Below are 15,158 nucleotides of genomic sequence, written 5' to 3'. Positions count from 1 at the left end.
CTGACCACATCGGTCGAAATCAGATCCGCCGCGAACAGCGGCGCAACCACAGGAGTTTCGTGTGGCAACCCGGATATCGGCGGTGACATTCACACCCGCCACTGACGCCATCGCAGGCAGCCTCACCGCATCGGCTCTCGTGGGCCTTGCGCCGCTGCTGACCTTCTTCGTCCTGCTCGCCGGCTTCAAACTCAAGGCCTGGTATTCCGGACTCGGCGCCCTCGTCGTCGCGCTCGTCGTCGCGATCATCGGTTTCGACATGCCCGCGCCGCTGGCCGGCCTGTCCGCCCTGCAGGGTATTACCTTCGGGCTCTTCCCGGTGATGTGGATCGTGATCACTGCGATCTGGTTCTACGAACTCACCGTCGTCAGTGGCCGGTTCGAGGATCTGCGGCGCATCTTCAACTCGATCGGTCACGGCGACATGCGGATCCAGGCGATGCTCATCGCTTTCTGCTTCGGCGGCATGCTCGAAGCACTCGCCGGATTCGGCGCGCCCGTCGCTATCACCGGCGCCATGCTTGTCACCCTCGGCATGCCCGCCCTGCGGGCCGCGGTCACGGTCCTGATCGCCAACACCGCACCGGTCGCCTTCGGCGCCATGGCCATCCCGATCACCACCGCCGGCGCCCTGACCGACATCCCCGCCACCGAGATCGCCGCCGTCGTCGGCCGTCAGACACCGATCCTGGCTCTCTTCGTGCCGTTGTTGCTGCTCTTCCTCGTCGACGGTCGTCGCGGTGTCCGGCAGGCCTGGCCGATCGCACTGGTCACCGGCACGACCTTCGCGCTCGCCCAGTTCTGGTGCTCGAGCCACTTCTCGTACGAACTCACCGATGTCGTCGCCTCGCTCGCCGGTCTCACCGCCGCCGTACTGATGCTGCAGGTCTGGAAGCCGCGGACCCCCGAGGACCAGCTCTCGCGCACCCGCACCGATACCATCGCGGTCCAGGCCGGCACGGAGGGACCCGGAGCCGCTCGTGCTCCGCAGCGTCCCGTCGCCGACGAGTCGCTGACCACCTCGCGCGTCGTCATGGCCCTGTTCCCGTACCTGCTGGTCATCACCGTGTTCGGTATTGCGAAGCTGTGGACCGTCGGTGTCGATCTGCCGGAGCGTCTCGCCGCCACCGATGTCAAGATCGAGTGGCCCGGCCTGTACGGCAATCTGCTCACAGGCAACGGCGACGCGTCGAGCAGCGCGGTCTACACCTTCTCGTGGTTGTCGTCGCCGGGAACACTGCTGCTGCTCAGCGGCGCGATCGTCACCCTCGTCTACGCGCGGTGGGACAGCGGCGGCATGTTCCCGCTGACCGTCCGCCAGGCCGTGGCCACCTTCGGCACCACCGTCGTGCGGATGAAGCTCGCCATCGCCACGGTGGCCACCGTCCTGGGCCTGAGCTACGTGATGAACCAGTCCGGCCAGACCGTCGCGATCGGCACGTGGCTCGCCGGCACCGGCGCGATCTTCGCCCTGTTCTCCCCGATCCTCGGCTGGCTCGGCACCGCCGTCACCGGCTCGGACACATCCGCCAACGCCCTGTTCGCCCGCCTGCAGCAGGCCGCCGGGCAGACCGCCGGCATCGACCCGACCCTGCTGGTCGCGGCGAACACCTCCGGTGGTGTGGTCGGCAAGCTGATCAGCCCGCAGAACCTCACCATCGCCGCCACCGCGGTCGATCAGCCGGGCAGCGAATCGGTGTTGTTGCGCAAGGTGATCGGCTACAGCGTCGCGATGCTCGTCATCCTCTGTGTGCTGGTCTACCTGCAGTCCACGCCGGTGTTGTCCTGGATGCTCCCCTGATCCGGAATCGACTAGGCTCTGAAGTCATGTCGTCGTCCGAGGGTCGTGCGTGGGAGCAGGTGCTCAACCACCTGGAGCAGATGCTGGTCTCGGGAGAACTCGGCCCGGGCCAGCGTCTGCCCCCGGAGCGCACGCTCGCCGCACAACTCGGCGTCGGCCGGTCTTCGGTTCGTGAGGCACTGCGGGTGATGGAGGCCCTCGGGCTGCTCAGCACCCACACCGGCTCCGGGCCGAACGCCGGCGCGATGATCGTCTCGCGACCCACCGGCGGGATGTCGATGCTCATGCGCTTGCAGGTCGCGGCGCAGAACTTCCCGGTGTCCGACATCGTCCGCACGCGTCTGGTGCTCGAGACGGAAGTGATGCAGACGCTGGCCAACCGGACCCCGGCGCCGGAACTCACCCCGGCCGAGGAACTGCTGGACGCGATGGACGATCCGGAGTTGGCGGCACCCGAGTTCCTGGTTCTCGACGCCCAGTTCCATGTCGCGATGGCCGACGCGGCCGGCAACCTTGTCGTCGCGGCGATGATGGCCGGTCTGCGCGACTCCATCGAGAGCTACGTCCTCGCGGGCGCACCGCACACCGATTGGCCCGCGACCTGCGTGCGGCTGCGTCACGAGCACCGCGGTCTCGTCGACGCGGTCCGCGCCGGCGATGCCACGCTCGCCCGCAAGCGCATCGTCGAGCACATCCGCGGTTACTATGCTCAGAGTTTCGGCGCCGACGCGTTCTGACGCCCTGTCCGAGCGATGTCCACCGAAGGGTCTGTGACCGGTTCGGGGACGCGTGCGGATCGTCGGCGATCGACCAGCACCGCGAATATCACGATGAGCAGCAGCGACCAGCCCAGTGTCGGGCGCATGTACTCGGCGTACCGGCCCGCCTCCACCCATCTGCCCGAATACCATTCGTCGGCGCTGAGGAAGCCGTACACCGCCAGCCATGCCGGCCAGTTCCGCATCGCGGACTGTGGGAGGACCACGCTCATGAGCAACGGGAACAGAAGCATCGAGTAGTACATCTGCCCGAGCGAACCGAGCAGGAACGACGCGGTCATCAGCACGCCGGCACCGGTGACGACGAAGAACACCTCGTCGTGCCGGTGGTAACGGTGGAGCAGATACATCGTGGCCGCGGCGAGCACCGCGAAACCGATGCGCAACCCGAGGATCAGGGGCTCGGGCAGACCGTAGTAGGTGCCGTTGCCGGTGATCGAACTGTTGAAGTAGTCGCGGGACTGCAGCAGATACGGGACGGTGCGTTCGACGAACTGCCACGGATCCGCAGCCCACCGCCACGCCAATGCGGTGAGCCCGACCGGCACCGCTGCGGCGGTCAGGAGAGCCTTGCTCTGGCGGCGCAGCACGGGAAGCAACAGCAACGGCGCGAGAATCGGCTTGATCGCGAAGGTCACCCCGATTGCCGCGCCGGCCCAGAGGTCCCGCCGCGCCAGCAACAATGTCAGGAACGCCATCTGACCGAGTAGGACCACACCGTTGATGTTGGTGAACACCAGGGTGTTGATCACCGATTCGGAAGCGAAGGCGACCGTCACCGCGATCGGGAACGCCGCCGATCGCGCCGTGTACCCGAACATCCGCACGACGAGGTACACGGCGACGAGGACGGCCGCCGCGTTGACCCCGATGAACGCCCATCGTGAGAGTTCGTGTTCGAGGGCCGCGAACGGTGCGATCAGCAGCGAACCCGACGGCGGGTAGAGGTAGTGCGGGTCGACGTGTTCGTACGTCGCTGTGTAGACCGGTTCACGGTTCCAGAAGGCGACGGCTGCGCGGTAGACACCGGTGAAGTCGTCCGTGCGCGCACCGTCGACGGCGAGGATCGCCGTGCGATGGACGACGAGCATCACGGCGATCGGCCAGAAGACACACTTCAGCAGGGCCTGCGGTGACCGCACGGTCGGCTGGACCCACCACGGCCGACCGTCCCGGCCGTGATTCGAGTTCTCGATCATCGCTGATAGACGTCGGGAATCCCGTCGCCGTCCTCGTCGACCTGCTCGGCCGCCGTGATCCTGCGGTAGGCACGGTTACGGGCGACGAGAACAGTCGAGGCCAGAGCGGCGCTGAGCAACGATCCGCACAGCACGGCGACCTTCACGTGATCGGCCGCGACGGTACCTGCACCGTAGGCGAGGTCGCCGATGAGCAGGGACACCGTGAAGCCGATTCCACCGAGCAGGGACACACCCAGCACGTCCACCCAACTCAGCTCGTCGTCGAGATGTGCTCGGGTGAAGCGCGCCACCAGGTAGCTGACCCCGAAGATCCCGACGACCTTGCCGACGACCAGACCGGCGATCACCCCGGCGGAGATGGGATCGGTGAGGGCGTTCGCCAGGCCGGTGAATCCTCCGACGGTGACGCCGGCGGCGAAGAAGGCGAAGACCGGCACGGCAATACCGGCGGACAGCGGCCGGATCCGGTGTTCGACGTGCTCGGCGACCGGAATCGTGCGGTCCCCCACCTGCCGGGCGACGGGAACCGCGAAGCCGAGCAGTACACCGGCGATGGTTGCGTGCACACCGGATTCGTGGACCAGCCACCAGGTCACTGCAGCCAACGGCACCAGGAGCCACCAGGAACCGAAGCCGCGTCGGAGCGCGATGCCGAACAGCGCCAACGGGATCAGCGCCCCGCCCAGGTAGAGCAGGTTCACCTCGTCGGTGTAGAAGACCGCGATCACGGTCACGGCGAGCAGGTCGTCGACCACGGCGAGGGTGAGCAGGAACGTTCGCAGCGCCGACGGGAGATGACTACCGATGACGGCGAGAATCGCTACGGCGAACGCGATGTCGGTCGCCGTCGGGACCGCCCATCCGTTCAACGCGTCGGCGCCACCACGAAGATTGATGACGGCGAAGATCACGGCCGGGACGATCATGCCGCCCAGGGCGGCGGTCACCGGCATGGCGGCACGCCGCAGATCCCGCAGACTGCCTTCGACGAATTCCCGTTTGAGTTCGACGCCGACGACGAAGAAGAACACGGCGAGCAGGCCGTCGGCCGCCCAGGTGCCCAGGGTCAGGTCCAGGTGCCACGATGCCGGACCGATCCGGGTCTCCCGCAGGGCATCGTAGGAATCCGACCATCCTGTGTTCGCCCATATCAATGCGATGACGGCGCCGATGAGCAGCAGGACACCGCCGACGGTCTCCTTGCGGAGGATCTCCGTCACGCGGCGTGTGTCCTGCCATGTTCCGCGCGAGAGGAAGGGGACTCCGGAGAAGATGTTCGGCATCACAGGTCCTCGGAATTCTCGACGGCACGCGGTGCGCGAACGGCGGCCGGCCGGGCCGGATGCGCACGATCGGCATGAGCGGCAATATGTTCCGAATCCGATAGTGGGATCGGATACCGAAAACTAGGGCATCCCTGCGATTTCGGTGTCGGACGCCGACACGCAGCCGGGAGGCCGATGCGACCTTCGGCGCTGCGGTGGACGTGCTCCGCGAGGGTGCCGGTCACTGCGCCGGCTGCAGGGCTCGGGCGGGACGGGTGGCGACGGGACAGATGGGTACAGACACGGGTCCTCCGGTTCGACGACGTAATTGCTTCTGCCGACCAGACTTCCCGGCGCACCGAGATCGACCATACCGTATCGGGTCAGGTCGACGCGGTGCCCGTCACATTCTCCTCGGGAGCGACCCGAACTGCGACCGTGGGTTCGTTCGCACCCGCGTCCGGCGAGACGACGGTGGGATCGACGACGAGCACAGGCACATGAGAGTGTCCGATGAGGTATTCGGCGACGCTACCGAGCATTCGGGAGGACATGCCTCGTCCGCGGCGTCCCACGACGAGAACGTCGGCGTGGTGTTCCTCGGCGAACCAACCCAGGCATCGACCGGCCGGGCCGGCAAGGACGGCATATCCCACCGAAATATCACCCATCGATTCGACGGCCTGCTCGAGTCGTCGTCGCACCGTGGCGAGGAGCTCGGAGTCGGGATCGCCGGCGTCGTCGTAGGAGATCACGACAACGAGTTCGAGCACTCCTCCGGCCGGGCCGAACAATCGTCGCGCCGCGTCCAGCGCATGCTTGGCCTCGGTGGATCCGTCGTAGCCGACCATCACGCGGAGTCCGCCTTCATCGGCCTCTCCGGCGTGCTGCCGGGCCACCGTCGTCACTTCGACGGGCCGGGGAACACGCTCGATGCGCTCGAAGGCGATGGGGACGAACAGCGGTCCGAGGATGACGGCGATGATCGTCCAGCGAGGGTCGTGGCCTCGACGTGCCATCCACAGACCGGTCACGAGTCCTGACAGCACCCATACGACGAGGAAGGCGACGAAGACGGCCCAGTTCATGGCGTACCCCCAGGTGCGTGGGCCGAGAAGAGGTGTACCGCTGCGTTCATGTCCCCTCCGGGGTCGTCGAAGAAAGCTGCTCCCGCCGACCAGACTTCCCGGCACACCAGGGGAGACGATACCCGACCCGGCCGCGTGATCTCACCTGTTGCTCCGACAGGTCTGCGCGCGGAGGACGTCGCGCGAGATCGCCCCCCGTTCAGCGTCGTGCCGGGCCCCGGCGGCATCCGTCCGATCATCGTCCTGCAACTGCCGGATGGCGTCGGTGACGTCAGTGTAGATGCTGCGGCGATCGGTGGGACACAGATAGCGCGACAGCAACCCGCGGTCCCTGCAGAAGCACGTCCTCGACCATGCGCACGGCGCCCCGACCCTGGCGTCCGCTGCCAACATCGGTGCCTTCAATCTCGGCAACGCCCTGGCCGCCTGGCTCGGCGGCATGGTGATATCCGCCGGATTCGGGTACACGGCACCCAACGCCGTCGGGGCCGTCCTGGCCGCGTCCGCTCTGATCCCGGCGGTCCTGTCCCACCGACTACAGCGAAAGGACGATTACGCCAACGCAACTCACACATTCACAGAACCCGACCTCCACAGCACCTCCCGTGCTGCCGTCGACCCCGTCCGACTCTGACCCCGAACTACGCGAACACCCCCGAAGGAGCACCATCCCGTGACATCGTCCACGATCCCCACCGTCACCCTGAACAACGGCGTCGAGATCCCCCAGCTCGGCTTCGGCGTCTTCCAGATCCCCGAGGACGAGACCACCGCGGCCGTCAGCGCCGCACTCGAGACCGGCTACCGCCACATCGACACCGCCGCGGCCTACGGCAACGAGGCCGGCGTCGGCCGCGCGCTGGCGGACTCCGGACTGTCCCGCGACGAGCTGTTCATCACGACGAAGGTGTGGAACTCCGATCAGGGTTACGACGCCACCCTCCGCGCCTTCGACACCAGTCTTGCCGCGCTCGGCCTCGATCGTCTCGACCTCTACCTCATCCACTGGCCGACTCCGGCCCGCGATCTCTATGCCGACACCTGGCGTGCGCTCGAACGCCTCGTCGAGGAAGGACGCCTCCGCGCCGCGGGCGTGTCGAACTTCCAGCCCGCCCATCTCCAGCGCCTGCTGGACGGCAGCTCGCTCGTCCCGACGATCAACCAGATCGAACTGCACCCCGGTCTGCAGCAGAGCGAACTGCGCGCCTTCCACGCCGAGCACGGCATCGCCACCGAGGCGTGGAGCCCGCTCGCCCAGGGCGCCGTGCTGGACGACGAGGCGATCACGTCGATCGCCGGACGCACCGGCAAGTCGCCGGCCCAGGTGGTGCTGCGCTGGCATCTGCAGCTCGGCAACGTCGTCATCCCGAAGTCGGTCACGCCGTCCCGGATCCGGGAGAACTTCGAGGTCTTCGACTTCGAGCTGACCGACGAGGACATGTCGACCATCGCCGGTGCCGATCGCGATCTGCGCACCGGACCTCATCCGGACGAGTTCAACTGACAGACCTCGCGGCTCCGGGCGGATCCACCGCCCGGAGTCGGTAAGGCGCTCGAAGAGCTGCGTTCAGGTGTATTCGACGGTCATCCTGTCGATGCTCCCGTCGAACGGGAACGGTGCGCGGTCGAAGTAGTCGAGCGAGACCGGTGAACCCAGGCAGGTGCCGATGTCCAGGCAGTCGTTCGCCGTGAACAGCAACGGCGCACTGACCGGTACGACGGTCTCCCCCACCGACTGCCCGTCGACGGAGATCCGGACGTTCAACGGACCGCCGGGGCGCGCTTCGGCGTACTTGGTGACCACCTCGACGAGGTGGTGTCCGGGCGCGACGCGGCTCTCCGAGCGCATCTTCGTCCGCATCAGGATGAACAGGTTGTATTCGTAGCAGAGGTAACCGTCGTCCGCGAAGCACGTCAGGCCACCACCGTTGGCCCCCAGCGCGTAGAGGACGCCGTGCGCCCGCTCCGGGAAGGTCACGTCGATGCAGACCCGGTTGTTCTTGTTTCCCAGTGCGGGAGCGCAGAATTCGGGCATGCGGGTGACGTCGCCGGTGAAATCCCAACTCGTGTACGGCGTGGTGATGCGTTGTTCCGGATGGATCGCCGCGACCCAGAGCCCCCCACCGATGGGAAGAGCGTTGTTCCTGGCTGCTTCGATCGCGAAGATCTCCCGCATCTGGGCCAACTTCTCGGGGTACTGCTCGGCGAGGTCGTGGTTCTGCGTCCAGTCCTCGTCGAGGTTGTAGAGCTCCCAGGTGTCGTCGTCCGGGCTCCAATCGCGGATCCCGCCGGGCAGACCGGGCAGCCACGGTGCGCGGGGACCGAAGGCCGACGCCATCCATCCGTCGTGGTAGATCGCTCGGCTGCCCATGACCTCGAAGTACTGGGTGAGTTTGCCCGCCGGCGCGTCACGGTCCACGAAGGTCCGGGCGAAACCGGCGCCGTCGATCGGATCCTGCGGAATCCCGTCGACGGTCCGCGGCGGTGTGATGCCCAGCAGCTCGTAGAAGGTAGGCACCAGGTCGTTGCAGTGCAGGAACTGCGTCCGTGGGGTGAGATCGGGCGTGACGCGCACGGGCCAGCGCACCACCATGGGATTGCGGGTTCCCCCGAGATGGGAGGCGAGGAGCTTCATGCCCTTGTAGGGCGTGCTGCCCGCCCAGGCCCAACCCGCGTGGTACATGTTGTCGGTCTTCGGGGAGCCGAGAACATCGAGTCCGCCCAGTTCGTCGAGGGCCGCGATGTGTTGGGCGGTGGTCGTGGGGATCCCGTTCTGCGCGAGCAGTTCGCTGATGGTGCCGTTCTGGCCTTCACCGGACGACCCGTTGTCGCCCCAGATGTAGAAGACCAGGGTGTTGTCGCGGTAGCCCAGCCGGTCGAGTTCGTCGAACAGCCGCCCCACCTGGACGTCGCAGTGTTCGGCGTATCCTGCCGCGACCTCCATGAGGCGTCGTTGGAAGGGCTTCTCGTCGTCGGGGATGTCGTCCCAGGCCGTCATGGTGGGGTGCCGCTCGGTGAGTTCGGCCTCCGGTGGGATCCAGCCCTTCTCCTTGGCCCGCTCGAACACGCGCTCGCGGTAGGCGTCCCATCCGTCGTCGAACTTGCCCGCATACCGGTCGGCCCACGGCTTCATGATGTGGTGTGGCCCGTGCAGGCATCCGCTGGCCCAGTACATGAAGAACGGCCGGGACGGATCGAGCGCCTTGTGGCGGCGCAACCAGCCGATCGCGTCGTCGGCGAGGTCCTCACTGAGGTGGTAGCCCTCTTCGGGAGTCTTCGGGGGCAGGACGACGGTGGTGTTGCGGACGAGATTCGGCTCGTACTGCGACGCCTCGCCGGCGAGGAAACCGTAGAAGTAGTCGAAACCGACTCCGGTGGGCCAGTTGTCGAAGGGACCCGCTGCGGTGGTCTCCTCCGCAGGAGTGTTGTGCCACTTGCCGAAAGCCGCTGTGGTGTAACCGTAGTGGCGCAGCACCTCGGCCCCGGTGGCGCTCGATTTCGGGATGTGCCCGGAATATCCGTCCCAGTCGTTGGCGAGTTCGGCGATCTGCCCGTTTCCGACGCGGTGATGATTGCGTCCGGTCAACAACGATGCGCGGGTGGGCGAGCACATCGCCGTGGTGTGGAAGCGGTTGTAGCTGATGCCTTCGTCGAGCAGGCGGTCGAGCGTGGGTGTGCTCACCTCGCCGCCGAATGCGCTCGGCAGACCGGGGCCCGCGTCGTCGATGAGGACGACCAGGATGTTCGGGGCGTCGTCGGGAAGGCGACGGTGTTGTGCGCGTGGGCTGTAGACCGATTCCTGCATGGTCCGTCCTGCGATGCTTCCTGACGGCACCGGTGGGAACGGCAGAGTTTCTCCGCCCGGGATCGGATTCGGACGCAGATCCTGGCTCATGGTGGAAGCCTCTTTTCACCCCATCCGTTCCCAGTACACCACCGGTATCGGGCCGCATACACCCCTGACCAGGGTGAAACCTGCCCTCTCACGGGCGAATGATGCAGCGGAATCCGATATGGCACGTCGCGGTCTCCTCGGTGTCGCCCTGGCGGGCGGCGGGTCGGTAACGCAGGCAGTAGTTCGGGGCGCACAGGTGCGATCCGCCCTTGATGACGCGGCGCGGATACGGTTCGCGCGGATCGTGTTCGGCCTTGTCGACGCGGGGATTGGTCGGGATGCAGCACGACGACGCCGGCGCGACATTCTTGCCACTCGAAGCATGGTTCGCGGTGAAGTAGTCGGCGGTCCACTCCCATACGTTGCCCGCCATGTCGTGGAGGCCGTATCCGTTCGGCCGGAAGTGTCCGACAGGTGAGGTTCCGGCGAATCCGTCCGTTTCGAGGTTCTGCCACGGGAATTCGCCCTGCCAGACGTTCCCGCCGGGTCGGCCTTTCGGTTCGTGTTCGTCCCCCCATGTGAAGGCCGTGCGGTCGAGTCCGCCGCGGGCGGCGAACTCCCATTCCGCCTCCGTCGGCAGCTCCTTGCCGGCCCACTCGGCGTAGGCGCGGGCATCGAACCACGAGACGTGGGTGACGGGATGCCGTTCCCGCCCGTCGACGGTGCTGCCCGGGCCTTCGGGATGGCGCCAGTCGGCACCCGGGACGAACGACCACCAGCGCGTGTAGTCGTCGAGCGGTACCGGTCCCGGCGGAGGCGTGAACACGAGCGATCCGGGCACGAGCAGGGACGGATCGGCGCCCGGATAATCGGCGAGGTCGGGCGCGATCTCCGCGGTGGTGACGTATCCGGTGTCCTTCACGAAGCGCCGGAACTCGGCGACGGTCACCGGGTGCGTGTCCATCCAGAACCCGTCGACCGTCACCTGGTGGACCGGTCGCTCCTCCGGATAGAAGTCCTCGGAGCCCATCCAGAACGTGCCTCCGGCGATGAGAGTCATGTTCTGTGTCGCGGCACGCGTCATGACGTCAGCCTCGCACGGCCCGGGTCGGGACGCGAGGGACGCACCGACGGACGAGACCGCGCATTCTCCGGTCCCGTCCCGGCCCCGTACCGCAGACTCGGGACATGCCCTCCACGACGACGGAACTGTCCCCGATGCTGGCGACCCTCGGTCCGCCGCCGACCGGGAACTGGGCGTTCGAGATGAAATGGGACGGCCAGCGCACCCTCGCCACGGTGGCCGACGGACAGTGCCGGCTGACCAGCCGCACCGGCAACGACATCACCCGGAGCTTCCCCGAACTCCCCCACCCGCTCACCACTGCGACGGACGGCCGGGACTGCATCGTCGACGGCGAGATCGTCACGCTCGACGCCGAGGGGCGGCCGTCCTTCGCCCGGTTGCAGCGCCGCATGCACGTCCACCGCCCCACCGAGGAGCTACGTGCCGAGCTACCGGTCCTGATCTACCTGTTCGACGTCCTCGCTCTCGACGGACAGTCCACGACGGAGTTGTCCTATCTGGAGCGCCGGGCCGTCCTCGACGATCTGGTCGTCCCCGGACCGCGGGTTCAGCTGTCGCCCTACTGGACCGATGTCGACGCACCGACCATGCTCACGGTCGCGCGCGAACGCGGCCTCGAAGGGATCGTCGCCAAGGACCCGGACGCACCGTATCTACCCGGGACCCGCAGCGACGGCTGGATCAAGACGCCGCTGCGTCGGAACACCGAGGTGGTCGTCGTCGGGTGGCTCCCCGGATCCGGCAAGGCTGCCGGCGGCATCGGTTCACTGCTGCTCGGCGCCCACGACGACGAGGAACGGTTGGTGTTCATCGGCCGGGTCGGGACGGGGTTCACCGCTGCGACCAGACGTGAGTTGCGATCGCAGCTGCGTCCCTTGGAGCGACCGACGACCCCGTTGGCAGTTGCGCCGCCGGCTCGGGAGACCCACGGAGCCCACTGGGTGGAACCCATCCTCGTCGGAGAGGTCGAGTACCGGGAGTACGCAGGCGGAAGCCTCCGGCATCCGAGCTGGCGAGGACTACGCACCGACAAGACGGTGCCGGAGGTCGATCTGCCCGGCCGCCACTGACCGTCCGGTTACCGTGAGGCACATGGATGTCCGTCGCAGTGTCGCCGATGCCCGAGTGGCCCGCCTCGCCACCGCCGACGGGTCCGGCGAGCCGCATCTCGTCCCGATCATGTTCGCCCTCGACGGCGACGTGATCCACACCTGCGTCGACGACAAGCCGAAATCCACCCGGCGCCTACGTCGCCTCGCCGACATCGCAGAGAACCCGCGGGTGTGCGTGCTCGTCGACCACTACAGCGACGACTGGTCGCAGCTGTGGTGGGTCCGCATCGACGGCATCGCCACGGTCCACGACGCGGACACTGCCGAGGGAATTGCGGGCATCGACGCACTCGTCCGCAAATACCCGCAGTACCAGGCGAAACGACCACCGGGACCGGTGATCACCATCGACAGGCTGCGCTGGCGGTCCTGGTCCGCGTGAGCAGCTAACGATCCAGCGCGAGCATCGCCTCGGCGATCACGTCGACTGCCGCAACAGGGACCGCGGTGCCGGCATCGTCCAGGACGAGCAACCGCGCTCCCGGGATCTCGCGTGCGATGGCTTCTCCGTTGCCGACGGGGAAGAACGGATCCCGGCGACCGTGCACGACGAGGGCCGGGATGCCGACCTCGGGCAAGCGTTCCCGCCAGCGGGGCGTGCAATCGAGCCTGGAGAAGACCATTCCGAGTTGATTAGCGGAGTGGGCCGACGGTTGATCGTTCGGTGTGCGGCCCCAGATGCGCTCGGCGACCGCGCGCGCGGCGTCCGGATCGTCGCCGAGGACTGCTGCGCGGGCAGCGGCGAACTCTGCCACGGCCGTGCGATCGGCCCACTCGGGCATCGGAAGTGCGAACATGCGCTTCATCGTCGCTGCGTCGTGATCGGGAAGGTCGCGGTCGCACGGGCCCGGTGCGACCGAACGCGTCCCCACCAGGGTCAGGGCTCGGAACGCGGCTGGATGGTCGAGCGCAGCGACCTGGGCGACCATCCCGCCGACACCGATGCCCGCGAGATGCGCCGGCCTGCCGCCGAGCGCGTCGACGAGGGCTGCCGCATCGTCGGCGAGGTCGCGCAGGGTGTAGCCGGGCACGTCCGGGTCCTTCGTCGTCGACTCCCCGCAATCCCGCAGGTCGTACCGCACGACACGACGCCCACCCGCCGCGAGCCGCTCGCACAGTTCGTCGGGCCACGAGAGCATCGTCGTCCCGCCGACGAGCAGGACGAGTGGTGCGTCCGCGTCGCCGAAGGACTCGATGCCCAGATCGACCCCGTTGGCACTGACGGTGGTCACCGTTGCTCAACCTTCCGGTGCAGTGACGGTCGGTGCGGTCTTCGAGTAGCGGAACGCCCGGTCGAACCGGTCGATCACGTCCTCGGTGGTCCTTGTGATGTGGTGTGCCTGTCCCATGATCGGCTCCTTCGCGATCGAGGTTCGTTCCCGTCCGCGTCGGTGGCGCGGATCGGGCGTTACTCGGACAGACCGGTGCAACTCGCCGATCTCATCGATCCCCACTGTGACCTCGATTCGACTCGAGGTCGACTGCGCCGGATGAATCCGCCCCGAACCGTCGTTCTGCACGAATTCCGTGTCCGGGGGGAGCACAATACGGGCGTCTGCTTCCAACGACAGGAGCACCGATGGGCGCGGTACTGGGACAACTGCTTCCGCTGGCCGTCGGTGTGGCGGTCTCCCCCGTTCCGATCATCGCGACCATCCTCATGCTGCTCTCCGACCGGGCGAGAACCACCAGCCTCGGATTCGCGGGCGGTTGGCTGGTCGGCATCGTCGTCGCCACGGTGGTGTTCGCTCTTCTGGGCGGGGTCGTCACCGATTCGCAGGACGATCCGTCGACATCGAGGGCAACGATCGAGATCGTCCTGGGTGTGCTGTTGCTGGTCGTCGGTCTCCGTCAGTGGCGCAATCGTCGCGCCGAACACGACACTCCGGCATGGATGAAGACGATCGATCACATGACCGTCGCCAAGAGCGCCGGGCTGGGTTTCGCGCTCGCTGCGATCAACCCGAAGAATCTGATCATGTGTGCCGCGGCCGGTGTCGCGATCGGTGGTGCCGATCTGACGAGCGGCGGCACCGTCGTGTCCATCGCGGTGTTCGCGATTCTCGCGGCGTCCACCGTGGTGCTGCCGGTACTGGGCTATCTGCTGGCGGCCGACCGCCTGCGCGGCCCCTTGGACGAGCTCGAATCCTGGTTGCGCGCCCACAACACTGCGGTGATGAGCGTGCTGGTGCTGGTCATCGGCGTGACACTGATTGGTAAGGGTGTCGGCGCACTGGGCTGACGTCCGCGACGGATTCCGATACCGCCTCCTTCGAGGGATGATCCGGCCCTGGCACCACACTTACCTTAGCGCGTTCCCGGTCAATTTCGGTGGGCAGCGACCACCGCTGCGGTCGGCGCCGCCGCTGCACGGGGAACACACCGACGAAATCCTCGCGGGATATCAGGAGGTCTCCGTTCCGTCCTAGCGACGAACGTCTCGAATATCGCTGACCTACGGCCGTTTCCGATCGATCGGGAGCGGCCGTAGGACTGTTCGACCAGAACGACGGTAGAGACATCCCGCTCCGGGTGTCGTCGCGGTCACGCAGTGCGGCAGCACTTCTGAGGTCGGCGTGTCCGGATTTCTCCGCGATACGCGGGGGTAACGTCCACGAAACAACAGCCGCGCATGATCGGCATCGATTGCACGACCGCCGACTCGTACGAAAGAACGACATATGCAGCTGACTCCCGCCGACACCGAGAAACTCCTTCTGGCCGTCGCCGGCATGGTGGCGCGCGACCGGCGGGACCGCGGCGTCCGACTGAACTATCCCGAAGCCGTTGCCCTGTTGTCCACCTGGGTGATCGAGCGGGCACGCGAAGGCGCCGCCGTCGCCGACCTCATGGTGAAGGGCCGCGAGGTCCTCGCCCGCGACGAGGTGATGGACGGCGTCGCCGAGATGTTGGCCGACGTGCAGGTCGAGGCCACTTTCCCGGACGGACGCAAACTCGTCACGATCCACCACCCGATTTCCTGAAAGGA

Annotated in this window: 13 protein-coding genes; 7 read left to right on the top strand and 6 right to left on the bottom strand. The window is 67.1% G+C overall.

Annotated features, from left to right (window positions below; translation table 11 throughout):
- The first annotated feature begins 82 nt into the window (after window positions 1-82).
- Window positions 83-1,801 carry an L-lactate permease gene (locus tag U9J23_RS12155; RefSeq protein ID WP_372462923.1) on the top strand — a complete coding sequence of 573 codons (1,719 nt, stop codon included), beginning with the start codon at window positions 83-85 and terminating at the stop codon, window positions 1,799-1,801.
- Window positions 1,802-1,827: 26 nt separating this feature from the next.
- On the top strand, window positions 1,828-2,538 hold the full coding sequence (locus tag U9J23_RS12150; RefSeq protein ID WP_085468243.1) for a FadR/GntR family transcriptional regulator: 711 nt from the start codon (window positions 1,828-1,830) through the stop codon (window positions 2,536-2,538).
- Here U9J23_RS12150 and U9J23_RS12145 read toward each other — a convergent pair.
- From U9J23_RS12145 to U9J23_RS12135, 3 genes are all read right to left on the bottom strand, one after another.
- Window positions 2,511-3,779 (bottom strand): glycosyltransferase family 87 protein, encoded by a 1,269-nt coding sequence (locus tag U9J23_RS12145; protein WP_272267396.1) that lies wholly within the window; start codon window positions 3,777-3,779, stop codon window positions 2,511-2,513. The two genes, U9J23_RS12150 and U9J23_RS12145, sit on opposite strands and share 28 nt — an antisense overlap.
- The gene (nhaA, locus tag U9J23_RS12140) at window positions 3,776-5,065 is read right to left on the bottom strand and encodes a Na+/H+ antiporter NhaA (RefSeq protein WP_174479653.1); all 1,290 of its coding nucleotides are present in this window, start codon (window positions 5,063-5,065) and stop codon (window positions 3,776-3,778) included. The genes U9J23_RS12145 and nhaA overlap by 4 nt, the downstream gene beginning before the upstream one ends.
- Window positions 5,066-5,430: 365 nt before the next feature.
- Entirely contained in the window at window positions 5,431-6,135 is a 705-nt protein-coding gene (locus tag U9J23_RS12135) for a universal stress protein (RefSeq protein WP_059383455.1), read from the bottom strand.
- A gap of 673 nt (window positions 6,136-6,808) precedes the next feature.
- Here U9J23_RS12135 and U9J23_RS12130 point away from each other — a divergent pair.
- Entirely contained in the window at window positions 6,809-7,639 is an 831-nt protein-coding gene (locus U9J23_RS12130) for an aldo/keto reductase (RefSeq protein ID WP_006552054.1), read from the top strand.
- Between the two features lie 63 nt (window positions 7,640-7,702).
- On the opposite strand, the gene U9J23_RS12125 is transcribed toward U9J23_RS12130, so the two are convergent.
- Together U9J23_RS12125 and U9J23_RS12120 are read right to left on the bottom strand one after the other, a co-directional pair.
- The gene (locus tag U9J23_RS12125; protein ID WP_229581999.1) at window positions 7,703-10,030 is read right to left on the bottom strand and encodes an arylsulfatase; all 2,328 of its coding nucleotides are present in this window, start codon (window positions 10,028-10,030) and stop codon (window positions 7,703-7,705) included.
- Window positions 10,031-10,118: 88 nt separating this feature from the next.
- Window positions 10,119-11,054 (bottom strand): formylglycine-generating enzyme family protein, encoded by a 936-nt coding sequence (locus U9J23_RS12120; protein WP_326602792.1) that lies wholly within the window; start codon window positions 11,052-11,054, stop codon window positions 10,119-10,121.
- A gap of 104 nt (window positions 11,055-11,158) precedes the next feature.
- On the opposite strand from U9J23_RS12120, the gene ligD reads away from it, so the two are divergent.
- Complete coding sequence (ligD, locus tag U9J23_RS12115) at window positions 11,159-12,127, top strand: non-homologous end-joining DNA ligase (protein WP_272267392.1); 969 nt, start codon at window positions 11,159-11,161, stop codon at window positions 12,125-12,127.
- 22 nt (window positions 12,128-12,149) lie between these two features.
- Window positions 12,150-12,551, top strand: coding sequence for a TIGR03668 family PPOX class F420-dependent oxidoreductase (locus U9J23_RS12110; RefSeq protein ID WP_059383461.1), 402 nt, complete (start codon window positions 12,150-12,152; stop codon window positions 12,549-12,551).
- Between the two features lie 4 nt (window positions 12,552-12,555).
- Here U9J23_RS12110 and U9J23_RS12105 read toward each other — a convergent pair whose 3' ends face one another.
- Window positions 12,556-13,401 carry an alpha/beta fold hydrolase gene (locus tag U9J23_RS12105; RefSeq protein WP_326602788.1) on the bottom strand — a complete coding sequence of 282 codons (846 nt, stop codon included), beginning with the start codon at window positions 13,399-13,401 and terminating at the stop codon, window positions 12,556-12,558.
- A 347-nt stretch (window positions 13,402-13,748) separates the two neighbouring features.
- On the opposite strand from U9J23_RS12105, the gene U9J23_RS12100 reads away from it, so the two are divergent.
- Window positions 13,749-14,411, top strand: a complete 663-nt coding sequence (locus U9J23_RS12100) for a GAP family protein (protein ID WP_160875482.1) — start codon at window positions 13,749-13,751, stop codon at window positions 14,409-14,411.
- Between the two features lie 439 nt (window positions 14,412-14,850).
- Window positions 14,851-15,153 (top strand): urease subunit gamma, encoded by a 303-nt coding sequence (locus U9J23_RS12095; protein ID WP_120282630.1) that lies wholly within the window; start codon window positions 14,851-14,853, stop codon window positions 15,151-15,153.
- Window positions 15,154-15,158: the final 5 nt, after the last annotated feature.

The sequence above is a fragment of the Rhodococcus sp. PD04 genome (assembly GCF_035918275.1).
Classification (GTDB): domain Bacteria; phylum Actinomycetota; class Actinomycetes; order Mycobacteriales; family Mycobacteriaceae; genus Rhodococcus; species Rhodococcus rhodochrous.
The sequence above is the reverse complement of the archived record's forward strand: the minus strand, read 5'-3'. Positions and strand labels throughout refer to the sequence as shown.

Bases quoted from the DNA above. Each gene is read 5' to 3' on its own strand.
- U9J23_RS12150 (WP_085468243.1), top strand. From the start codon at position 1,828: ATGTCGTCGTCCGAGGGTCGTGCGTGGGAGCAGGTGCTCAACCACCTG.
- U9J23_RS12145 (WP_272267396.1), bottom strand. From the start codon at position 3,779: ATGATCGAGAACTCGAATCACGGCCGGGACGGTCGGCCGTGGTGGGTC.
- nhaA (WP_174479653.1), bottom strand. From the start codon at position 5,065: ATGCCGAACATCTTCTCCGGAGTCCCCTTCCTCTCGCGCGGAACATGG.
- U9J23_RS12135 (WP_059383455.1), bottom strand. From the start codon at position 6,135: ATGAACTGGGCCGTCTTCGTCGCCTTCCTCGTCGTATGGGTGCTGTCA.
- U9J23_RS12125 (WP_229581999.1), bottom strand. From the start codon at position 10,030: ATGAGCCAGGATCTGCGTCCGAATCCGATCCCGGGCGGAGAAACTCTG.
- U9J23_RS12120 (WP_326602792.1), bottom strand. From the start codon at position 11,054: ATGACGCGTGCCGCGACACAGAACATGACTCTCATCGCCGGAGGCACG.
- ligD (WP_272267392.1), top strand. From the start codon at position 11,159: ATGCCCTCCACGACGACGGAACTGTCCCCGATGCTGGCGACCCTCGGT.
- U9J23_RS12110 (WP_059383461.1), top strand. From the start codon at position 12,150: ATGGATGTCCGTCGCAGTGTCGCCGATGCCCGAGTGGCCCGCCTCGCC.
- U9J23_RS12100 (WP_160875482.1), top strand. From the start codon at position 13,749: ATGGGCGCGGTACTGGGACAACTGCTTCCGCTGGCCGTCGGTGTGGCG.
- U9J23_RS12095 (WP_120282630.1), top strand. From the start codon at position 14,851: ATGCAGCTGACTCCCGCCGACACCGAGAAACTCCTTCTGGCCGTCGCC.